This window comes from Mucilaginibacter sp. UYP27 (genome assembly GCF_040547175.1).
Taxonomy (GTDB): Bacteria; Bacteroidota; Bacteroidia; order Sphingobacteriales; family Sphingobacteriaceae; genus Mucilaginibacter.
Genome location: NZ_JBEPPE010000003.1, coordinates 45,195 through 65,985 on the forward strand (window position 1 = coordinate 45,195; position 20,791 = coordinate 65,985).

Annotated in this window: 21 protein-coding genes, 1 other RNA gene and 1 riboswitch; of the genes, 7 read left to right on the top strand and 15 right to left on the bottom strand. The window is 44.1% G+C overall.

The window, feature by feature from the left end; genetic code table 11:
- Window positions 1-10 precede the first annotated feature (10 nt).
- The 7 genes from ABIB39_RS11815 to ABIB39_RS11845 form a co-directional block, all read right to left on the bottom strand.
- Window positions 11-397 carry an acyl-CoA thioesterase gene (locus ABIB39_RS11815; RefSeq protein WP_354430195.1) on the bottom strand — a complete coding sequence of 129 codons (387 nt, stop codon included), beginning with the start codon at window positions 395-397 and terminating at the stop codon, window positions 11-13.
- Between the two features lie 64 nt (window positions 398-461).
- Complete coding sequence (gene metE, locus ABIB39_RS11820; RefSeq protein WP_354430198.1) at window positions 462-2,786, bottom strand: 5-methyltetrahydropteroyltriglutamate--homocysteine S-methyltransferase; 2,325 nt, start codon at window positions 2,784-2,786, stop codon at window positions 462-464.
- A 175-nt stretch (window positions 2,787-2,961) separates the two neighbouring features.
- Window positions 2,962-3,156, bottom strand: a riboswitch (cobalamin riboswitch).
- A gap of 57 nt (window positions 3,157-3,213) precedes the next feature.
- Entirely contained in the window at window positions 3,214-3,693 is a 480-nt protein-coding gene (locus ABIB39_RS11825; RefSeq protein WP_354430200.1) for a hypothetical protein, read from the bottom strand.
- 3 nt (window positions 3,694-3,696) lie between these two features.
- On the bottom strand, window positions 3,697-3,861 hold the full coding sequence (locus ABIB39_RS11830; RefSeq protein WP_354430202.1) for a hypothetical protein: 165 nt from the start codon (window positions 3,859-3,861) through the stop codon (window positions 3,697-3,699).
- 47 nt (window positions 3,862-3,908) lie between these two features.
- Complete coding sequence (locus ABIB39_RS11835; RefSeq protein ID WP_354430204.1) at window positions 3,909-4,334, bottom strand: L-rhamnose mutarotase; 426 nt, start codon at window positions 4,332-4,334, stop codon at window positions 3,909-3,911.
- Complete coding sequence (locus ABIB39_RS11840) at window positions 4,335-5,624, bottom strand: alpha-L-fucosidase (RefSeq protein ID WP_354430206.1); 1,290 nt, start codon at window positions 5,622-5,624, stop codon at window positions 4,335-4,337.
- A 99-nt stretch (window positions 5,625-5,723) separates the two neighbouring features.
- A complete protein-coding gene (locus ABIB39_RS11845; RefSeq protein WP_354430208.1) occupies window positions 5,724-6,998 on the bottom strand; it encodes a DUF5690 family protein in 1,275 nt (424 codons plus the stop codon).
- Between the two features lie 144 nt (window positions 6,999-7,142).
- On the opposite strand from ABIB39_RS11845, the gene ABIB39_RS11850 reads away from it, so the two are divergent.
- From ABIB39_RS11850 to ABIB39_RS11870, 5 genes are all read left to right on the top strand, one after another.
- Window positions 7,143-8,288 carry a DUF3095 domain-containing protein gene (locus ABIB39_RS11850; RefSeq protein WP_354430210.1) on the top strand — a complete coding sequence of 382 codons (1,146 nt, stop codon included), beginning with the start codon at window positions 7,143-7,145 and terminating at the stop codon, window positions 8,286-8,288.
- Between the two features lie 74 nt (window positions 8,289-8,362).
- A complete protein-coding gene (locus tag ABIB39_RS11855; protein ID WP_354430212.1) occupies window positions 8,363-8,785 on the top strand; it encodes a BLUF domain-containing protein in 423 nt (140 codons plus the stop codon).
- Window positions 8,786-8,942: 157 nt separating this feature from the next.
- A complete protein-coding gene (locus ABIB39_RS11860) occupies window positions 8,943-9,674 on the top strand; it encodes a DUF3667 domain-containing protein (protein ID WP_354430214.1) in 732 nt (243 codons plus the stop codon).
- 20 nt (window positions 9,675-9,694) lie between these two features.
- Window positions 9,695-10,067: RNase P RNA component class A (gene rnpB, locus ABIB39_RS11865), an RNA gene on the top strand.
- A 221-nt stretch (window positions 10,068-10,288) separates the two neighbouring features.
- On the top strand, window positions 10,289-11,677 hold the full coding sequence (locus tag ABIB39_RS11870) for a sigma-54-dependent transcriptional regulator (RefSeq protein ID WP_354430216.1): 1,389 nt from the start codon (window positions 10,289-10,291) through the stop codon (window positions 11,675-11,677).
- 118 nt (window positions 11,678-11,795) lie between these two features.
- On the opposite strand, the gene ABIB39_RS11875 is transcribed toward ABIB39_RS11870, so the two are convergent.
- From ABIB39_RS11875 to ABIB39_RS11895, 5 genes are all read right to left on the bottom strand, one after another.
- Window positions 11,796-12,218: a c-type cytochrome gene (locus ABIB39_RS11875; RefSeq protein ID WP_354430218.1), complete on the bottom strand. Its 423-nt coding sequence runs from the start codon at window positions 12,216-12,218 to the stop codon at window positions 11,796-11,798.
- A complete protein-coding gene (locus ABIB39_RS11880; RefSeq protein ID WP_354430220.1) occupies window positions 12,218-12,874 on the bottom strand; it encodes an SCO family protein in 657 nt (218 codons plus the stop codon). The genes ABIB39_RS11875 and ABIB39_RS11880 overlap by 1 nt, the downstream gene beginning before the upstream one ends.
- Window positions 12,871-13,284 carry a hypothetical protein gene (locus ABIB39_RS11885; protein ID WP_354430222.1) on the bottom strand — a complete coding sequence of 138 codons (414 nt, stop codon included), beginning with the start codon at window positions 13,282-13,284 and terminating at the stop codon, window positions 12,871-12,873. Before ABIB39_RS11885 ends, ABIB39_RS11880 begins: the two co-directional genes overlap by 4 nt.
- Window positions 13,285-13,289: 5 nt before the next feature.
- Window positions 13,290-13,754, bottom strand: a complete 465-nt coding sequence (locus ABIB39_RS11890) for a DinB family protein (protein WP_354430224.1) — start codon at window positions 13,752-13,754, stop codon at window positions 13,290-13,292.
- 69 nt (window positions 13,755-13,823) lie between these two features.
- Complete coding sequence (locus ABIB39_RS11895) at window positions 13,824-15,005, bottom strand: TlpA family protein disulfide reductase (protein WP_354430226.1); 1,182 nt, start codon at window positions 15,003-15,005, stop codon at window positions 13,824-13,826.
- Between the two features lie 284 nt (window positions 15,006-15,289).
- Here ABIB39_RS11895 and ABIB39_RS11900 point away from each other — a divergent pair, with 284 nt between their 5' ends.
- Complete coding sequence (locus ABIB39_RS11900) at window positions 15,290-16,645, top strand: GH1 family beta-glucosidase (protein WP_354430228.1); 1,356 nt, start codon at window positions 15,290-15,292, stop codon at window positions 16,643-16,645.
- Here the strand turns inward: ABIB39_RS11900 and ABIB39_RS11905 are convergent.
- The 3 genes from ABIB39_RS11905 to ABIB39_RS11915 all read right to left on the bottom strand — a co-directional run bounded on the left by ABIB39_RS11905 (window position 16,613) and on the right by ABIB39_RS11915 (window position 20,298).
- A complete protein-coding gene (locus ABIB39_RS11905) occupies window positions 16,613-18,736 on the bottom strand; it encodes an ATP-binding protein (RefSeq protein WP_354430230.1) in 2,124 nt (707 codons plus the stop codon). The two genes, ABIB39_RS11900 and ABIB39_RS11905, sit on opposite strands and share 33 nt — an antisense overlap.
- An 80-nt stretch (window positions 18,737-18,816) precedes the next feature.
- A complete protein-coding gene (locus ABIB39_RS11910; RefSeq protein ID WP_354430232.1) occupies window positions 18,817-19,998 on the bottom strand; it encodes an acyl-CoA dehydrogenase family protein in 1,182 nt (393 codons plus the stop codon).
- Window positions 19,999-20,031: 33 nt separating this feature from the next.
- Window positions 20,032-20,298, bottom strand: coding sequence for a hypothetical protein (locus ABIB39_RS11915; protein WP_354430234.1), 267 nt, complete (start codon window positions 20,296-20,298; stop codon window positions 20,032-20,034).
- Between the two features lie 128 nt (window positions 20,299-20,426).
- Between ABIB39_RS11915 and folB the strand changes: the two genes are divergently transcribed.
- A complete protein-coding gene (gene folB, locus ABIB39_RS11920) occupies window positions 20,427-20,783 on the top strand; it encodes a dihydroneopterin aldolase (RefSeq protein ID WP_354430236.1) in 357 nt (118 codons plus the stop codon).
- Window positions 20,784-20,791 lie beyond the last annotated feature (8 nt).

The window sequence follows — 20,791 nt, forward strand, 5'->3', positions numbered from 1 at the left end:
GCTAAACCTGCTATTTAATTATCCTCACCGGTTTCTTGTGCTCATCTATCGCTACAAAGGTAAAGCTGCCATGTATGGCAAGGTCGCGGTCTTCGGCGTACATTTGCTCCACATAGATCTCTACAGCAACCTTCAGGCTGGTATTGCCCACATGGCTTACGCGGCCTATCAGTTCTACAATGGTACCTGCGGGGATGGGTTTCTTGAAATCTATTTTATCGCTGCTTACCGTCACCATTACCTGGCGGCTAAAGCGGGTGGCGGTTATAAAGGCCACCTCGTCCATCATGTGCATGGCGGTGCCGCCAAACAGGGTATCGTAATGGTTGGTGGTATTCGGGAAAACTGCCTTGAAAATGCGCGTTTCTGATGCTTCGATTCTTTCGTCTGTTGTCATAGTTCAAATATAAAAGCCTCACCAAAGCCCTCTCCATAAGAGAGGGCTTAAGCTTGGTAGTTGCTTAAGTTAGTGCAGGCTCTGCAACGGCAGCGCGCATTTCTTTGGCGGCGGCTACCATTTCTATCAGTGCCTTTTTGGTTTCGTCCCATCCGCGGGTTTTGAGGCCGCAATCCGGGTTTACCCAAAGCTGTGCATCGGGGATAACCGCCCGTGCTTTTTTAAGCAGGTGGGTCATCTCATCCCGGTTTGGTACGCGTGGCGAGTGGATATCATATACGCCCGGGCCTATCTCGTTCGGATATTTATAATCGGCAAATACATCCAGTAACTCCATTTGCGAGCGCGATGTTTCAATGGTGATCACATCGGCATCCATAGCGGCAATGTTCTGTATAATATCGTTAAATTCCGAATAGCACATGTGCGTGTGGATCTGCGTATCGTCCTGCACACCGCTTGCCGAAATGCGGAACGCTTTTACCGCCCAGTCCAGATAATCTACCCAATTTGCCTTGCGCAAAGGTAAGCCTTCGCGGATGGCCGGTTCATCTATCTGGATAATTTTTATGCCGGCAGTTTCCAGGTCGCAAACTTCATCACGGATGGCCAAAGCTATCTGCGTACAGGTCTCAGATCGTGGTTGATCGTTCCGCACAAACGACCATTGCAGGATGGTAACGGGGCCTGTAAGCATGCCCTTCATCCATTTATCAGTAAGCGACTGCGCATATCCCGACCATTTAACCGTCATCGGTTTAGGGCGCGATACGTCACCATAAATAATAGGGGGCTTTACACAACGGCTGCCATAGCTTTGCACCCAACCGTTTTGCGTAAAGGTAAAACCCTGCAACTGCTCGCCAAAATACTCCACCATGTCGTTACGCTCAAACTCGCCGTGTACCAGTACATCCAGGTCGATATCTTCCTGCCACTTAACGGCCCGTTCAGTTTCGTCGGCAATGTGAAGGTCGTATTGTGCCTGGGTAATAGCCCCTTTTTTAAGCTGTGCGCGCCAGCTACGCACCTCTGCAGTTTGCGGGAACGAACCAATTGTGGTTGTGGTGTACAATGGAAGGTTTAACAACACCTGTTGTTTTTTCTTACGCGATGCAAAGTCACTTATCCGCTGCGAATCACTTTCGGTTATCTTTGCAACACGTTCTTTAACAGTATTATTATGTATAAGTGCTGAAGTTTTACGTGAACCGATATCATGCTGGTTTTCGGCCAGTTTGTATTGTGTACCAACACCTGTTTCATCAGACGACAACACTTTTATAAGCGCTATCTCGGTTACTTTCTGGCGGGCAAAGGCAAGCCACTGTTTTATCTCGGGCGTAAGCACTTCGGGGTTATGCTCATTCCGCAGATCAACCGGCGCGTGGATCAACGAACAGGACGGTGCTATCCAAACACGATCATCGCCAAGCTTATCTTTTGCTTTTTTGATGATGGCGAGTGATGCCTCAAAATCATTCTTCCAGATATTGCGGCCATCAACCACACCTAAGGACAGGATGGTTTTAGCGGGCAGCAAGTTCAGCACTTCATCCAATTGCTGCGGTGCGCGTACCAGATCGATATGCAGGGCATCAACAGGCAGAGAGGTAACCAGTTCGGCATTGCTACCCAGTTTTTCAAAATAGGTGGTCAGCACAAACTTTAAGCGCGGGAAATCTTTACGCAGTTGTTTGTAGGCATCGCGGTAAGCCTGTTGTTCCTTCTCCGTCAAATCAAGCGCCAGGAAGGGCTCATCAAACTGGATCCATTCGGCGCCAAGGTCCTGCAGTTTAGTGAGGATCTCGGTATAAACCTTAAGCAGATTTTTAAGCAAGTCTATCTTTTCAAAACCGGCTTCTTTTTCCTTACCCAAAAGCAAGTAGGTAATAGGGCCTATCAACACCGGTTTAGTGATGATGCCTAACTGTTTTGCCTCGTAAAACTCGTTAGTGATCTTGGTAGAAAATAATCTGAACTGCTGATCCTTATAAAACTCGGGCACTATGTAGTGGTAGTTGGTATCAAACCACTTGGTCATCTCCATGGCTACTACGTCCAGCCCGTCCTTTTGGTAACCGCGGGCCATAGCGAAGTATAGGTCGAGTTCTTCCTTGCCTTGTTTCAGGATTACCTCGTTATAGCGTTTTGGGATAGCGCCAAACATCAGGGAATGATCCAGCACGTGGTCGTAATACGAAAAATCGTTCGAGGGAATCAGGTCGATCCCGGCTTCTTTTTGCATCAGCCAGTTATCGTGGCGGATGGTTTTACCTACGGTAAGCACATTTTTGTGCCCCGTTTTGCCTGCCCAGTAACCCTCGCAGACCTTTTTCAATTCGCGTTGGCCACCAATGCGCGGGTAGCCTAAATTTTGCGTTAGCATTGCTTTAATTGATTAAATAAATAAATCGGTTAAAAGCCCTTTTAGCTAAACTTCGCAATGCGTTTGTTGGAATGGATTGGCGGAAAAGTATGGATATAGCGCGCCCTTGCATAAAAATACAGGTTGTAACGAAAACTATATCAAACACCCGACCATTGCCCCATACCGCGGAAGCATTGTCAATTCGGTATGGCAGGTCTCCTGACTTGTAACATTTTTGCCGCCCTTCCCGACCGTTTTTGGACAATCAGTGGACATATATTCTGGCAAAAACCTTTTTGTGTTACTTACAGTTGCGCGACAGTTAGTGATTTGCACACTATTCCCTATTAATCTACAATTAAGTAAAACCTATACCGGTTGATGAAGGAAAGTAAAGAACTTACATCGGCCCAAATGTAAGTAATAAGGATGAGGAAAAGGAGAATTAGCTGCCTTCCCTTAATTTTTTGATCTTTTCAAGGGCGTCAACATCTATCTGATCTTTGGGGCGATTGACAACTTTCTTATTTTCGATAAGCTGATTGATATGTAAAAATGGAACATTAACATTTTCTATATCTGCTATAGAAGCCAGTTGAAGGCACTCGGCAAAAGTATACTGCTCAAGACCTTTCATAACAGTAAGTACATCTAACCGAAGGCCATTATTCAAAATAAATTCAGTCCAACCAGGAAGAAATTCCATATACTCAATCATCGGATAGTCACCCATGGCGGAATCAACAAGAGCATTTCTGAAAGCTTTTCTATTTTCAAGCGTGTCATTTAACCAAATGTCCAAATCGCCGGTAAAGCGTTGAAAACCGTGTAGATTAATGGCATAACCGCCAATCATAATATATTGTACTTGATTGTCCTGAAGTGCTTTCCAGAAACTTAGAATATTTTCATCAAAGATATCCACAGATTATTTACCGATAAAAGGTTTGTGAGTTACTACAGCCTTATTCATAGTTTGCTGTATTTTGTAAAGGCGAGTTGCCATTTCAAAACGTTCCTTATAGCTTCGTTTTAGACCTGCTTTTAAAAGTTCTAATTCGGCTTCGTCAAACGTTTTTTCTTTTTTATCCATGAGTTACTCCAATCAAATTTAAACAAAAAGAGCGTTATAATCAAAACTTATTCCGTATGGAAAACCTCCTGCATATCACTCCAGATCTTGCCTTTAGCGGCGGCATCGGAAAGGGGAATTTGGGTTGGGTCGGTACGTTTCCACCATTTTTGGGTGTTGGGGTCGGCCGCCATTTTTTGCATATCGGCGTTAAAGTCATCGCCCACATATTCAAAATAGCTGAACAAGTAAGGGCTGCCATCTATCTGTTTTATATAGATGGAATAATTGCGGATGTTGCACTCCTTTAATTTTTTTAAGACGGCAGGCCACGCATGGGCATGCAACTCTTTATAAACCTGTACACTATCTGGCTTTAAACCTGTGATACTTCCGTAGCGCTTAATATTTGGCACAACGGCTGGTTTTGAATTAACCAAACAGCCAATACCTATCAAACAGATCACAAATAATATTGTCAATGCAACTTTCATCTAAGGTTTTATTACCGGAATATCTTCCGCGTTTTGGTTAATTTCTAACACCACCACGTTATCGTTTGCATCGGGCAGGGTGGCAGGTAGGGTAAGCTGGATTTCGCTCGCGCTTTGCTTGGCTTGCACCGCGGTATTGTTAAATAAATAGGCTTTACTGATCGTAACGTTAGGAATAGCAGGGATAGTTAGGGCATTTCCCTGCTGTTTAAATACATGTATGTATATCTTATTGCCCTTGCGTGTGCTGGCGAAGTTATCATTGGGTGCATAGGGGCCACCTTTGGTATTGTAAATACTTGTGCCGTAGAACTTCATCCAGTCGCCGATCTCTTTTAAGCGGTTAATCTGGCGGGTTTCTACGCGGCCATCCGGCATAGGGCCAACATTAAACAACAAATTACCATTGCCTCCCGCCGTTTTCACCAACGTTTGGATGCAGTCTTTAAGCGACTTCATTTTATCGTTTGGTTTCCATGCCCATTGGTCGCAAATGGTGATGCAACTTTCCCAGGGTTCTTTCATGTTCAGTTGACCGATGCGTTGCTCCGGCGTCAAATAATCCCCCACCGATTTATCGTTAAGCACCTCGCTTGTTTTGCCCAGGCGGTTATTCACCAATACTTTTGGGTTGATGCTTTTGATGTAATCGTAGATTTCGCGGCCGTACTCATCCTTCCATGGCTTTTCCCAATAGCCGTCAAACCAAAGCAGGTAGGGGTCATATTTGGTAATGAGTTCTTTTAACTCATCTTTCATGGTTTGTTTAAAGGCGAGCATATCGCCTTTAACGTTTTGGGTGCTATCATTAGGATTGTGGATGGGGTAGTTCTTATCATGCCAGTCCAGCACTGTAAAGTAGATCCCGAACGTAATGCCCTGCTTTTTGCAAGCCTTAGCCAGTTCGCCAACGATGTCGCGTTTGTAGGGCGAGTTCATGATATTATAGTCCGAAAATTTTGTGGGCCAAAGGCAAAAGCCATCGTGGTGCTTGGCGGTGATAACCAAGTACTTCATACCCGCATCTTTGGCGATCCGGACCCAGGCATCGGCATTAAACAAAACCGGATTAAACTCGCGGTAAAGGCTGTCATAATCTGCCTGGGCTACTTCTTTATTCCTGCTCCAGCCAATCTCCGTACCGCGCAAAGTTATAGGCCCAAAGTGGATGAACATACCAAAGCGTTTATCCATAAAATCGGGAAGGTTGGCTTTACGTACAGTTTGCGCATGGCTAAACGTAGAAATGATAAACAAGAAAACAGCGATACAGTATCTCCAGGCAGTCATAGACTTTCGTTAAAGTAGTAATTGGTTACGCTAAATTATACAGCCTGCGTTGCCCTGTAAATGGATTATCCGAATAAGATAATGGATTATGCTTTGGGATCAGGCCCGATCAATGGCTTTATACTTACGTGCAAAGTAAAGGGCAGAGAAAAAGGTAAGCAACAAACCTACCGCCGATAAACCAATCACGCTGTTAGAGAAAAATGTGACCCAGTTTAGTTTTACTTTAAAGATCTCTTTAGAAAGCAGCACGCTAACGCTACCCACATACCCAAAAGAATCGGCCAGGTATATCAGGAACCCTACATTGCCGGCATACCTAAACGTTGCAATTAACCGCTCAAAAAACACGGCGTTGAAGGGAATGTAAACCATATACAACCCGAGGCCTACGATCGTCATCCACCAAACAGGTTCTAAACTATCGGCAATAAACAGCACGGTGGAGATACCGGCCAATAAAAATCCTATGCCAATAAATACATGGGCCGTCATCAATGCTTTGTAGCTGTTGCGGATCATCACCATGCTGCCTATCAATACCAGAATAATCAGAGTTATCGGTGTTTCTGTTTTAGAAAATATGGCGGGCTGATTAAAGAAACCCATTTCCTTCCACATTTCCGCGCCAAAATTATCACGGATATCCCTGAAGATGGTGGCAAATGTGTAGATGAGGATGCAAGCCGCAAGCCCCGGTAAAAGGCCGCGCACAAATGCCCTGCGTTGTATTTTGCTCATTGGCGTGCGCTCCATCCGGTCGGCAATGTCGGCATCATCAGGCGGGGGGATCTTTTCCATCAGGTAAACGAACAGCAGGAGCGGGGCGGCAAATAAAAGCCCGGTGAAGAACGGCACCCAAAACTCCGTAACGCCAAACTCAAGCATGAGCCAGCCGCCTGCAGACCGCACAAACCCCGAAGCGAAAATGAAACTTACAGCCAGCGTGGCGCCAATAAAATCGGTACCGCGGCGGCCTTCGATATAAGAAAAAACCACTCCCCAAAGCATCCCCAGCGGGAAACCGTTTATAAACAAAAAAATAATATTGTAAGGCACCGGCACCAACGCGAAGCCCAGCCAGCTAAACCATGCGATGCCCGTAAGTAAAATAATAACAGCCCCAAGGCCGCTGCGTTTAAGTTCGGCAATGTATTTTACGCCGTAGAATTTTGCCAGCATATAGCCCAAAACCTGGCTGATAACTAATAACGTTTTATAACTGTAACCGGCCACGGTAATACCATCAAATGTAGCTACGGTAAACGATTTACGGAAACCAAATATCATGGTGTAAGCCAAAAATACCGTAACTGCAGCGTAGATGTTTACCTGCAAACGTGTACCTGTAATCTTATTTGGCTTTAGCAGCATGGCAATAGGGTAATGTAATTCATGTAAAGGGCAATGGTGTAACCATTGTAAATATAGGTAAGTTTAACAAGCCCCAAACAACTACTTTGGGTTTAAATTGAGGCTGATATAAAACTTGCAGGGGCTTTTTACGTATGTAATTACATGCCAGTTGATAACCAACAGTTTTACACCGACTTGCCACCAAATAGGATGTTTTTGGGTGATCTGTTGACGGACGACAAACTGTTCCACGATATCCCTGCCGACTGGCATGTTATCATCACCGATATCAAAGGATCTACCAACGCTGTTTTTGGCGGCCGGCACGAGGATGTAAACCTTATAGCTACCGGCAGCATTGTTACGGTACTAAACATTGCTTTTGACCATAACGTTACTATCCCGTTCTTTTTTGGGGGCGATGGGGCTACTTTTATAGTACCACCAATTTTAATAGATAAATTGATGAAAGCCCTGGCGCTATATCGCACCAATACGCTCAATAATTTCAATCTTGAAATTCGTACAGGGACGGTATCGGTAAAGGAGATCTATGCTAAGGGGTATCATATGCTTATCGCTAAGTTCAGCAGCTCGCGGTCGTTTTTTATCCCCGTACTGTTAGGTAACGGGCTTAATTATGCCGAAAAATTAATTAAGGGAGATGACGCGCTATTGTCAGATCATCCTGCTCAAACCGGAGAGCTTGACCTTACCGGAATGCAATGCCGATGGGATAGGATTGCCCCGCCCGATGATAAGGAAGAAGTTGTTACCCTGCTGGTTGTGGCAACCGAAGGTAATAAGCAATCGGCGGCGTTTAGTAAGGTGATGAATAAGATAGATGAGTTATACGGCCCGCCCCGGAACCGCCAGCCTATATCGGTTAAACAATTAAAACTTAAAACAACTTTTAGCAGCCTGGGCGAAGAAATGCGTTTTAGGCTGGGGCAGATAAAATGGTGGGAGTTGGTTAAAACCTGGCTTACTACGCTTTACGGATATATTTATTTCCGCACGCAAAGCGGTAAAAAATACCTGAAGAGCCTGGTGGAAATGTCAGACACGCTGGTTATAGACGGGAAAATAAATACTGTAATATCCGGCACTATCATGCAACGCAAAGCCTTAGAAAATGCCCTGAGCCAACTTGAGCGGGAGGGGGCTATCAAATACGGCCTGCACATCAGCAGCGCGTCTATCATGTCCTGCTACGTACGCGACCTGGAAGACGGCCATATCCATTTCGTAGATGGATCTGAAGGTGGATACACGCAGGCGGCTAAGATGCTGAAGGAAAAATTATAAAAAAATATCATATTAAATACCGTAATGCGGTATTACAGGCGGCAAATTGGTAAATTGCGGCAACTTCACCATTGATGAAAAATATAGTTTACGTTAGCACCGCTGTCACGTTGATGCACGAAAATCAATTGTTTGACATTTTACATAATTCCAGGATCCATAACGCGGCGCTGAATATATCGGGCGTGTTGCTTTATTCTGAAGGTATTTTTATACAGGTATTAGAAGGCAAAGACGGTATGATAAACGCGCTGTATGCCAGGATAGAGGCAGACTCGCGCCATAAAAACATCATTAAATTGATTGATGAGCCAATTGCCGAAAAAAGCTTTGCGCAATGGCTTATGGGCTTTGCAACTGCAGATAAAGAAAAAACCGAAAAGCTGGTTGGCTATTTAAGATCTGTTAAGGAGTTGGACCTTAACCGCAGCAACAGCGCCGCTATTGACGCTATAAAAGCCTTTATAGAAACTAATGAACTTGCTGTGAAGTATTAAAGCTGTAATAAATATTTCACTACAGCCGGTGCCTTTTGCAGCAGGCACTGAACTCTTTTTTTTTAAATAGCCGTCCCGCTATTCTGATAATTACTATCTTCCGTTGGTTTTAAGTGGCGACACTTTTCGCCATAAAACCAACCAATCACATTGTTAAATGGTAGACAACGCTATTGATTGCAGAAATTGCAGCACTTTAATAACCGATAAATTTTGCCCGGCTTGCGGCCAGCCCAAAACCATTAAAAGGGTAGATGCGCATTACGTATCACACGAGATCCAGCACCTGCTCCATTTCGAAAAGGGCATTTTATTTACCATTAAGGAACTGATGATCCGCCCGGGTTTACGCGTGCGGGAATATATCACCTATAACCGGAGCCGCCTTGTAAAGCCTATCGTATTTATCATTATTACATCGCTGGTATATTCTACCGTTAATCATTTTTTCCATATAGAGGAAGGGTACGTCAATTATCAGGGCGATAAAAATTCTGCATTAACACAAATATTTACCTGGGTAGAAAACCATTACGGTTATGCCAACATTATTATGGGGGTATTTATAGCGCTGTGGATTAAAATATTCTTCAGGAAACAGCAATACAACTTTTTTGAAATATTGATCCTGTTGTGTTTTGTAATGGGGATGGGCATGCTGATCTATTCTGTATTTACAATTGCATCAGGTTTGCTAAAAGTTAGCTTGATGAAAGTTGCCGGGGCTGTGGGCATAATTTATTGTTCATGGGCTATCGCTCAATTTTTCAACGCTAAAAAAGTATCCGGTTACATAAAGTCAATTGCTGCCTACTTGCTTGGCGTGTTAAGTTTTACAATAGCGGCCATGGTGCTGGGGGCTTTAATAGATGCGTTTGTGCGACATTAAAGTTAATTATTACATTTGCCCCTGCAAAACGTTCTATCGCTCCCGGCTTGTTCGGGTGAGGAAAGTCCGGGCAACATAGAGCATCCTGCTTCCTAACGGGAAGGCGCCCGCAGCGGGCGACAGCCAGTGCCACAGAGAATATACCGCCTGCAAAGGTAAGGGTGAAAACGTGAGGTAAGAGCTCACGGCTTTTCCGGGCGACCGGGATCGCGGTAAACCTCAGGAGTTGAAAAACCAAATAGGTTCTGAAAGCGGTGCTGCTCGCATCCACGTCTGGTAACAGAATGTCAGAATGGGTAGGTTGATTGAACTTGCCGGCAACGGCAAGGCCAGATTAATGATAGAAGCCCCCGCAAGGGAGTACAAAACCCGGCTTACAGATTTGCTGCTGTGAAAATCCCCTCTTCGGAGGGGTTTTTCTGTTTTAAACGGCGTCAATTACGAGGTACCAAGCAATCTCTTTAGGACAATTAACGCCTAAAAAAACAGATTTGCTTCAAGAGATTACGACGCTATCGCCCGCACTGACGCATGGTTAAAAAACTGCTCATAATACTATACATTTTTATATATTAGCCGCAAACATTACCACCTGTTTTAAGTTTAAATAACACATGGCAAAAATTTTAATAATTGACGACGAACGGGCTATCCGCAGCACCCTTCGTGAGATATTGGAGTATGAAGACTATCTTGTTGAAGATATAGATAATGGCGTTGACGGCCTTGAGCTGATCCGCAAGAACGATTATGACCTGGTACTGTGCGATATAAAAATGAACCGCATGGATGGTATGGAAGTACTTACCGAAGGTTTAAACATAAAACCCGATCTTCCTTTCATCATGATATCCGGACACGGCACGGTAGAAACCGCTGTTGAAGCCAGTAAAAAAGGCGCGTTCGATTTTATCTCGAAACCGCCCGATCTAAACCGCTTATTAATTACCGTACGTAATGCGCTGGACCGCGGGAGCCTGGTTGTTGAAACCAAAGTTTTAAAGCGCAAGGTATCAAAGGTGCGCCCTATCCTTGGCGAATCGCAGGCTATTGTTCGTATCAAGGAAACTATTGACCGTGTTGGCCCTACTGATGCCCGTGTGTTGGTTACGGGTGCTAACGGTAGTGGTAAAGAACTTGTAGCCCGCTGGCTGCACGAAAAATCTAACCGCTCTAACGGCCCAATCATCGAAGTAAACTGCGCTGCTATCCCTTCTGAATTAATTGAAAGCGAATTATTCGGACACGAAAAGGGTTCGTTTACATCAGCTATAAAACAACGCATAGGTAAATTTGAAAGCGCCAACGGCGGTACCCTTTTCCTGGATGAGATAGGCGACATGAGCCAATCTGCACAGGCAAAAGTTTTGCGTGCCTTGCAGGAAAGCAAAATTACCCGTGTAGGTGGCGAAAAGGAAATTGATGTTGATGTACGCGTAGTAGCGGCAACCAACAAGGACCTGCTTAAAGAAATTGAGGCCGGTAACTTCCGGATGGATTTATACCACCGCCTAAGCGTTATCCTGATCCACGTACCGCCGCTGACCGAACGCCGCGACGATATTACCCTGCTTACCCAGAGTTTCCTGGAAGAGATCTGCAATGATTATGGTATGCCGGTTAAAAAGGCATCTGATGCCGCGCTTGAAGCCCTTAAAGCTTTACCGTGGACGGGTAACATCCGTGAGTTGCGCAACATGGTAGAGCGTTTGATTATCCTGAGTGATAAAACCATTACCGACGGCGATGTAAAGGCATTTGCCAACCCATCTGGCCCGGTAAGTGCCGATGCAGGTGCTGCAACAGCCGCCGCCGCGCCGCAAACCGATTTTGACAGGTTCACCAACTTCCAGGAGTACAAAGATTACGCCGAACGCGAGTACATCAAGTTCAAGCTGGAAAAAAACAACTGGAACGTATCAAAAACCGCCGACGATATCGATATCCAACGCAGCCACCTTTACAGCAAGATTGAGAAATTTGGTTTGAAAAGAGGCGAATAAGGTTACTATACTGCTACAAATTGAAGCCCGATATGAGAATATCGGGCTTCGTTAGTTTATAAAATAACCCAATTTTATTTGATGACGGTATCATGAACCATTATCCATCAACCAATAACTACTTACACTTCGCCAGATCCCCAGCCACCTCATCTACCAATATCGTCCCCATTTTGTTGCCGAACGAGTTGCCTACGTAAGTAAGCACCTTGGCAATATCAATGGCGGGGAGGTCTACATTGGCAGGCATTGCACCTTCGTAGGCTTTACCCTTAACGGTGATGATGGTTTCTTTAATACCGTATTTTACAAAGCAGCCCAGTTGGTGGCGATTTTTGTTCAGGTAGGCCGTATCGGTAAGCGGGGGGATCAGGCTCGATAAACCTTCGCCGCTTGCGCCATGGCAGTTTTGGCAATTGGTCTTATAGATAGCCGCGCCGCCTGTATAGTAGCGTTTAAATTCCTGCTCGGCATCGCTTTGGCAGGATGCAATTGCGACAGCCATCAGCGCGACGATGAAACCAATTACCTTTAACTTCATTACTGGGCAATTTCGGTATTAACTTCAGCACGTAGGGTCTTGATATCTTCTATCATTTTGGCAACCTGTTTTTCCTCGGTACCATCGTAATATCCGCGGATGCGTTTCTGTTTATCAACCAATACAAACCAGCCCTGGTGTACATAGCCGCCGGGGGTACCGTCGTCTTGTTTTACCGCAACCAGGTAATTTTTTTGGCCAAGGTCATAAGTTTTCTCTTTATCGCCTTGCAAAAGCCACCAACTGTTGCCGCTGATGCCCAGTTTATCTGCGTATTTTTTCATTACGGCAACGCTATCATGTTTTGGGTCGATGGTGTGCGATATGATCTTAAAATCGGGCACGCTCTTAAACTCGTTGTACACCTTTAACATATTGCGGTGCATAATAGGGCAGATAGAAGGGCAAGTGGTGAAAAAGAAATCGGCCACGTAAATATCTCCCTTTAGGTTCTTCTGGGTGATGCTATCGCCATACTGGTTCACAAACTTAAAATCGGGGATGGTTTGGTAAACCGTATCAACAACCTCTTTACCATTAACCATTTTAGTTACGGCATCGCGGTTACCCATAATAGGCAGGGTAAGCTTATCGTTATTAAATTTACAGGCGGTTACAGATAATGCTAAAAGGGCCAATGCCGCTAATTTTCTCATTTGGTGATTTTATTTTGCTTGATAAATTTTGCCGCCGCGGCAACCGTAACATTAAAGCTGCTGTCGATAGCGTCTATCTGTTTCTTCTGATCTGTAAGGTAAGTCATGATCTGGTCGTGGCTTTTACCTTTATTTTCCGCGTCGAAGTTGTGCATCCAGTTCTCCATACGGGTATCGGCACTATCAAGGGCCTTGCTATGCATTGCCGCGGTAGCACTTATATCGGCAGATATACTGTCTTTTATCAAAGTATCCAGCTGCATTTTATTGATCATGATCAGCTCTTCTTTACCCATCACACGGTCGTGCACCTTTATTACATCGTTAAACAGATCTTTTTCTTGTTTTTTAGTATCGGTACAGCTAAATATGACAAAGCTTAATAATATAGCGGCAATCAATTTCTTCATAATATTTAGACAGTTTGGTTTAAGTTTCTGATGTAAAGTACGTAATCAAGCATAGGTAAGGTTTCCCCGTCTATTTTTAAAAGTGTGCCAATTTGCGCCCTGTGATGGGTGCCGTGGTTTATTAAATGGGTAAGTATATCGCTCACACTGTTCTCACAATAGCCAACGGAATTTGTATAGGCTATCACCCGGTCAAAATCGTTCGGTTGCAGGGAATCGAAATAGGCCAGCAGTTCCAGGTAATTGGCATTTACGATGGGCATAATTTCTTCGGCGGTTGCCTCAGGCCAAAGGGGCTTTAATGGGGCAGGTAACCCTTTAAGGCGTTTTACCCAAATTTGCTGCGCAGCAAGTAGGTGGGCCATCAATTCTACAGGTTTACCCGTAGCAGCCCGCTCCATTAACAGTTCTGCAATTTTGGTATTGGCAAAAAGATCGTAATTAAGCAGGCGGATAAAATGGCTTTTCATCGGTAGTAAAAGTAAACATCATCGGCTAAATACAAATGATGCGGGCAAAATATTACTTTAACAGGAAGGTCAGATCAAACTTTTATCGATCAACGGTTTCAATTTTTCTACATCCAGGTTGCCCGAGTAGATAACAACACCCTTTTTATCAAGCAAAACTACTTGTGGAAACGCAGTTACGCCATAGTTTTTGTTAACCGTAGGGTCATCGCCGTACATAACCGGGAACTTTACCTCGTGTGTGGTAATAAAGGTAGTAATTGCTTTTTCACTGTCCTCGGTATTGATCGCTAAAACTTTAAAGTTGCTTTTACTGTAAAAATCATTAAGCTTATTTAATGGTGCTACCGCTTCAATGCAATGCCCGCAATTTTTTATCCAAAATTCCATTAAAACTACATTGCCACTGTATTGGCTTAAGCCTTCCTTTGCCTTGCCGTTAAAATTGGTCAAACTCCATTCCGGGGCGTTTTGCCCGGTGGCGATGAGGTTTACAGGCGCACCTTTCGTGGTTAAAGCATAGATATTTAAATAGCTCGAGTAATACCAGGATTGCTCGGCAACCGCGGGGGGCGCGCTTAGGTAGGCAAAATCAGTACGGTTAAGGTCCTTGCTGCCTATTTTAGTTTGCAAAACAGTTACAGGCAAGCCGGTAGTTTTATCGGTAATAATTTTATATACAAAGGTTATATCAATGGTAGTACCGGTAAAGCCCGTACCTATGTAGTTTACCAATTTATTGTGTAATACAAACTGCAAAAGGTTGTATGGCTTGCGGTTTATTAGTGTGTCGGCAATTGTTTTAGGAATGGTATTGTCGGCGATAATTATCGGCAATATATTTCTTAACGTAATAACAGAATTAAACAAAGCCGATTTGCCCTCCAACTGCTCCGCTTTAACCTTTGGCGTTACTTTCAACTTTTTGTCTTTGATGTTCCCGTCAAAAGTCTCCGTGTTGTTAAAAATAGAAAAGCCTTCGGCAGAAAAATATTGAAACCTGAAACCCGCGACATCATTTTCCTTTCCAAACTCAATGTACATATCACCTTCAGCCTTACTCACATAATCTTCAGCAGGGTAGTTAAACTCACGGCTGTAATGGTATTTTATTTTTTTTAGCGCGGCAAGCTGTGCCGATGTACGGTTAAACGCTTTTAGTGCTTTAGCGTCTTCAGGAGGTTTTGCGCTGGTTAATAAGACAGCTGCAAAGATCAATAAGGTAGTAGCCGCTATATTTATGATTTTCATTGTGCCGGTTTTAAACAAAGATATTTTTTTTGTCTGTCAATATCCCTTAACAATTTAATAATCTTGTGCTTATTGTAACTACACACTGCCGCGTTACATTTGAGTAAACAATAAATAACAGCACCATGAAGACCATCACAAAATTAGCAGCTATAGTAAGCGACCTGCGCGAGTGGTTGTTCCTTAAAAGCATGCGTTCATCATTTATGCACTAAGTTTTTTAACATAGCGCTTTATTTATAAAATAATAATGTACATTTTGGGCTTAGCATCAGCTCAAATCAATGGATACCGAGAACCTGGATACACCACTTTCTAAACAACTTTTTGGCGACGATTTTGCCTGGGGAGTTTCTACCGCCGCGCTTCAGATAGAAGGTTCGTGCGATGCCGATGGCAAAGGCCCCTCTATTTGGGATACCTATAGCAACCGCAAAGGCAAGATCTTAAATGGTGATAAGCCGAGTATAGCCTGCGATTTTTATAACAGGTACCGCGAGGATGTTGACCTCATCAAACAACTTAATATCCCAAATTTCCGGTTCTCGATAGCATGGAGCCGCGTTTTGCCAAATGGTACAGGCGAATTTAACCAGGCAGGGATAGATCACTACAATAAACTTATTAATTATTGCCTTGAGCAGGGTGTAGAACCCTGGGTAACCATTTATCATTGGGACCTGCCGCAGGCACTCGAGGATAAAGGCGGCTGGACAAACCGCGAAATGGTGAGCTGGTTCAGCGAATTTGCCACCATTTGCGCAAAGGCTTTTGGCGACCGCGTAAAGAACTGGATGGTGATGAACGAGCCTGCCGTATTTACAGGCGCAGGCTACTTTTTAGGCATCCATGCACCGGGGCGTACGGGATTACGCAATTTTTTGCCGGCTATCCATCACGTGGTATTAAGCATAGTAGCCGGTGGCAGGATCTTGAGGGAGTTAGTGCCCGGCGCTAACATTGGCAATACCTTTTCCTGCTCGTATATCGAACCTTATGCCGATAGCCCCAGGCACAATCAGGCCGCTAAACGTGCCGACGCGCTCATCAACCGTTTATACATCGAGCCATTATTAGGTTTGGGGTACCCTACAGACGAGGTTACCGCCTTAAAAGGCATCAACAAATATATATTGCCCGGCGATGAAGCAAACATGAGTTTCGACTTTGATTTTATCGGCATCCAAAACTACACGCGTGAAATTGTCAAGTACTCGTTCTTTACCCCATACATCGGTGCAAGCCTGGTAAAGGCCGAGAAAAGGGGAGTAGAGCTTACCGATATGAAGTGGGAGGTATATCCGCAGGCCATTTACCACATGCTTAAAAAGTTTGATGCTTATCCGCAGATAAAAAAACTCATCGTTACCGAAAACGGAGCGGCTTTTCCTGATACGGTTTTTGATGGCAAGGTAGACGATAAACGGCGTGTTATATACCTGCAAAACCACATAGCACAGGTTTTAAAAGCCAAACAGGAGGGATGCAAGGTAGATGGTTATTTTGTTTGGACGCTTACCGATAATTTTGAATGGGCCGAAGGTTATCACCCACGGTTTGGGCTCATACACGTTAACTTTGACACGCAGGAGCGCATTATCAAATCATCAGGCCATTGGTTCGCTAACCTGCTCAGGTAAATCGGTAGGGATGCTGCGCGATATGATTGGCAGGCTGATAAAGAAGGTACTGCCGATATTAGGCTCGCTCTCAAACCAGATTTTACCGTGATGCTTTTCCATTATCTGACGACAGATAGACAGGCCCAACCCAAACGATTTCTCGCCCGATGTGCCCGGCCTTTGCGCGCTGGTAAACATATTAAACACTTCATCTTTTAACTTATCGGGGATGCCAATACCGTGGTCTTGCACAGCAATGATGATCTTGCCGTTCACCTCCGCAACCTTTACATGGATCTCGCCGTTACCCGGGCTAAATTTGATAGCGTTGCTGATAAGGTTGCTGATAACCCTCCAGATCTTTTCCCGGCTGATGTACAGTTCCTGTGCCTTGGGTAAGGTATCCAGCAAGATTGTCTGGCCTTTTTCGGCAGCTTTAAACCGCAATAATTCAACGCTGTTGTTCACCAATGAGTTAATTTCCACCCGTTCTAAATTAAGCGCTACCGAGTTCAAGTTGGTAGCCTCCAGGATCTCGTTGATCAGTTCAAGGGAATTGAATGATGTTTCTTTAAGCAGGTTTATCAGTTCCTTTTGCTCGTCTGTATAGTCGTCATCGGCCATCATAGTGGTAAGAGATGCTATACCGCCAATAGGATTACGCAAGTCATGCGCTACGGTGCGTAGTATTCGGTCCTTTTCCTGGCTGCTGGTGTTTAACTCGCTAAGCGCTTTTTCTAATACGTAGTTCTGCTCGTTTATTTGGCCGTTAAGCACATTAACGGTTTGCAGGTCCCGCTTGCTGCGTTTCCAGTTGCGATACACCAGCAATACAATGATCAATGCCATCACCGCGAAAAATACACTTACATATAGATAGATAACCTGTAGTTTATTTTCGTTGTTAAGGATATCTATTTCGTGCTGTTTCTCGTAATTGGATAGTTGCTGGTTTACATCACTCTCCATTAGTAAACTGGCTTTTTGTGAGATAGAATCCTTTAATATATTATACCGCTGTATGTGGTTTACAGCCAGTTGCAGGTTGTTTTGTTTAATATAATAATTACCCAGAAGCCGGTTCCAGTCCGCTTCGGCGTCCGGATTTTTGACGGTATCCAGTTGGTTACGAAGGTTATCAACCAATTTTTTTAATGGTTCCAATTGGCCTGTTTCTAAATAGATCTGTCCAAGCTTAGTTTCAGATAGTTCCGCGTCGGCGTTGTCATATCCCTTTTGCAGGTTTATAGCAATACTTTTTTTAAGTAATGCTGCTGCTTTAGTATAGTTTTTCCGGGTTATATAAATATCGGCCATATTGCCGTAAACCACGCCACGGGCCGAATTGAAAAGTAAAGCCTGCTCTTTAAATTCCGCCTGGTTTTGATTAAGCATATTAAGCGTTGCATTGAAGTAATGCAATGCACTATCATTTTGCCCGCTGTGGCGGTAACTTAGGCCAATGTTATCTAAAAGTTCCTGTTTCCTGAAAAAATTAGGGAAATCGTTTTTAATGTTTACGTTTTGGTTATAGCTATCTTTAAAATAATTCGCTGCACGACTATAATGCCCTTTTTTATACATGATCATCCCCATTCGGTAGGTATAATCGCTCATGGCGAGATTATTTAAATATTTTTTACCGGTAAGGTAGCCGTTATAATAATATTGATAGGCATCGTTAAACTGTTTCAGTTCGAAGTAAGCGTCACCCTTTGCAAAGTTGGCCTCTGCAAAATTTGCCGCATATTGCTTTTTGGTTTCGCTTAGTTTTGCTATTTGCAGCATGCTATCTGCATAAAGAAGCCCCTGTTGGTATTGGTGCTTTACTTTTTTATGATAAATAAACAGGTAAGAGTAATACCTGAACCGATCATTAAGGGTTGGATAGGTAAGCGTTTTATAAGCTGAATCAAGGTACTTTACACCTTGATCAACTTTACCTGTATCATAAAGCTTATTAACCCTGTTAAAAATAGGAATAAACTCATCGGAGTATTCGCCATTATCAACCTTCTTTTGGCTGCAGGATATTAAAATGAGCAGAAGTATATACAGCCATGCATGCCTGGTTAAAATTGAGGCATATCTGTCTTTAGTAAAGGTCACAATAGTAATGTATAAATGGGTACACAAATATAATATTCGCGGGGCATTTTCACTACTTAAGGCTATATTTTCTTATAAGTTTATTTGAAAGCGTTTTCGCCTGTAACATCCATACCTGTAATTAACAAGTGGATATCATGTGTACCTTCATAAGTAATTACCGACTCAAGGTTCATCATATGGCGCATTATTGGATATTCGCCTGTAATACCCATACCGCCAAGCATCTGGCGTGCTTCGCGCGCTATATTTATAGCTATTTCTACACTGTTACGCTTAGCCATAGAGATTTGCGCGGCAGTAGCGCGGCCTTCATTTTTTAGTGTCGCCAAACGCCAAACCAACAGTTGCCCTTTAGTGATCTCGGTTATCATTTCGGCCAGTTTTTTCTGTTGAAGTTGGAAACCGCCAATTGGCCTGCCAAACTGTACACGCTCTTTTGAGTAGCGCAGGGCGGTATCGTAACAATCCATGGCGGCACCTAAAGCGCCCCAGGCAATGCCATAACGTGCCTGGTTCAAACAACCAAGGGGGCCTTTCAAACCTGATACATTTGGCAATACATTGTCCTTCGGGATCTTTACGTTATCAAAAACCAGTTCGCCGGTGGCAGATGCACGCAGCGACCATTTGTTATGCGTCTCCGGCGTGGTAAAGCCGTCCATACCGCGCTCTGCTATCAGGCCGCGAATTTTACCTTCTTCGTCCTTTGCCCAAACAATGGCAACATCCGCAAAAGGTGAGTTAGAGATCCACATTTTGGCACCGTTAAGGATATAATGGTCGCCGGCATCTTTAATATTGGTAACCATACCGCTTGGGTTCGAGCCATGGTCAGGCTCGGTAAGGCCGAAACAGCCCATCAGTTCGCCGCTGGCCAGTTTAGGCAGGTATTTGTGTTTCTGCTCTTCGCTGCCGTAAGCAAAAATAGGATACATCACCAATGATCCCTGCACAGATGCTGTTGACCGGATGCCCGAATCGCCACGCTCAATTTCCTGCATAATAATACCGTATGCCATATAATCCAAACCCGCCCCGCCGTATTCTTCGGGAATGGTTGGGCCAAACGCGCCAACCCCGGCCAAACCTTTTAATAAATGCTTAGGGAACTCCGCACGTTGGGCATAGTCCTCAATTACGGGGCTCACTTCTTTCTTAACCCATTCGCGTACGCTGGCGCGGATCAATTTATGTTCATCAGTTAAAAGTTCGTCTAAAAGATAGTAATCCGGTGCTTCGTACAGGTCGTTCTTAGCCATAGCATTATAAATTGGTTGGTCAAATATAGGGCATTAAGCGCGAGTTAAACAAAGCCCAAATCGTTGTTTTTGAATACCACAAGGCGCTTTATGCCAAAAAGTAGGTTTAAACGGTTTAAACATATTTTTTGGTGAAAAACTATTTTTAAGAATTTTACTCACCCGGGCATTGCTTCGCTCGACCACCCTTTCTTCGCTGCGCGGAAAGAGGGTAATAAAAGGCACTTTGATCGTTATTATCCCGGCCTGATAGGTATCGGTATTGCTACCCTGGTCATCCTTCTCTGCTTCGCAAAACAAGTAAGATATATATTCCTTACCCTCTTTCCGCGCGGCGAAGAGAGGGCCGCGCACGTAGTGCCGCGGGGGTGAGTAAACTGGGTGCCAAGCAAATTTTAAACCTCCAAATATTCCATTACTTTTGAAATATGATAAAAGTAGCTTTAGAAGGCGCCGAGTTTTATGCTTACCATGGTTTTTACCCCCAGGAGCAGGTGATAGGAACTCATTTTTTGGTTGATGTACAGGTTGGTTTCTATGCTGAAATTTATGTGGACGAGGATAACCTGCATAACACGGTAAACTACGAGGTACTGTATGCTATTATCGAAGAAGAGATGAGCCATACCCGTAAAGTTTTAGAAACTGTTGCGCAAAGCATACTTAACCGCGTTAAAACCGAGTTTACTTTTATAGAAACTGCCGAAGTAACCATCCGCAAGCAAAGGCCACCGTTCCGCGGGCCGCTTAAACAATCGGTTATTACGCTTAGTTATCATAAATAATACATTTC

Excerpts from the sequence above, each read along its gene's own strand:
- ABIB39_RS11815 (WP_354430195.1), bottom strand. The coding sequence starts at position 397 with ATGACAACAGACGAAAGAATCGAAGCATCAGAAACGCGCATTTTCAAG.
- metE (WP_354430198.1), bottom strand. The coding sequence starts at position 2,786 with ATGCTAACGCAAAATTTAGGCTACCCGCGCATTGGTGGCCAACGCGAA.
- ABIB39_RS11830 (WP_354430202.1), bottom strand. The coding sequence starts at position 3,861 with ATGGATAAAAAAGAAAAAACGTTTGACGAAGCCGAATTAGAACTTTTA.
- ABIB39_RS11835 (WP_354430204.1), bottom strand. The coding sequence starts at position 4,334 with ATGAAAGTTGCATTGACAATATTATTTGTGATCTGTTTGATAGGTATT.
- ABIB39_RS11840 (WP_354430206.1), bottom strand. The coding sequence starts at position 5,624 with ATGACTGCCTGGAGATACTGTATCGCTGTTTTCTTGTTTATCATTTCT.
- ABIB39_RS11845 (WP_354430208.1), bottom strand. The coding sequence starts at position 6,998 with ATGCTGCTAAAGCCAAATAAGATTACAGGTACACGTTTGCAGGTAAAC.
- ABIB39_RS11850 (WP_354430210.1), top strand. The coding sequence starts at position 7,143 with ATGCCAGTTGATAACCAACAGTTTTACACCGACTTGCCACCAAATAGG.
- ABIB39_RS11855 (WP_354430212.1), top strand. The coding sequence starts at position 8,363 with ATGAAAAATATAGTTTACGTTAGCACCGCTGTCACGTTGATGCACGAA.
- ABIB39_RS11860 (WP_354430214.1), top strand. The coding sequence starts at position 8,943 with ATGGTAGACAACGCTATTGATTGCAGAAATTGCAGCACTTTAATAACC.
- ABIB39_RS11870 (WP_354430216.1), top strand. The coding sequence starts at position 10,289 with ATGGCAAAAATTTTAATAATTGACGACGAACGGGCTATCCGCAGCACC.
- ABIB39_RS11875 (WP_354430218.1), bottom strand. The coding sequence starts at position 12,218 with ATGAAGTTAAAGGTAATTGGTTTCATCGTCGCGCTGATGGCTGTCGCA.
- ABIB39_RS11880 (WP_354430220.1), bottom strand. The coding sequence starts at position 12,874 with ATGAGAAAATTAGCGGCATTGGCCCTTTTAGCATTATCTGTAACCGCC.
- ABIB39_RS11885 (WP_354430222.1), bottom strand. The coding sequence starts at position 13,284 with ATGAAGAAATTGATTGCCGCTATATTATTAAGCTTTGTCATATTTAGC.
- ABIB39_RS11890 (WP_354430224.1), bottom strand. The coding sequence starts at position 13,754 with ATGAAAAGCCATTTTATCCGCCTGCTTAATTACGATCTTTTTGCCAAT.
- ABIB39_RS11895 (WP_354430226.1), bottom strand. The coding sequence starts at position 15,005 with ATGAAAATCATAAATATAGCGGCTACTACCTTATTGATCTTTGCAGCT.
- ABIB39_RS11900 (WP_354430228.1), top strand. The coding sequence starts at position 15,290 with ATGGATACCGAGAACCTGGATACACCACTTTCTAAACAACTTTTTGGC.
- ABIB39_RS11910 (WP_354430232.1), bottom strand. The coding sequence starts at position 19,998 with ATGGCTAAGAACGACCTGTACGAAGCACCGGATTACTATCTTTTAGAC.
- folB (WP_354430236.1), top strand. The coding sequence starts at position 20,427 with ATGATAAAAGTAGCTTTAGAAGGCGCCGAGTTTTATGCTTACCATGGT.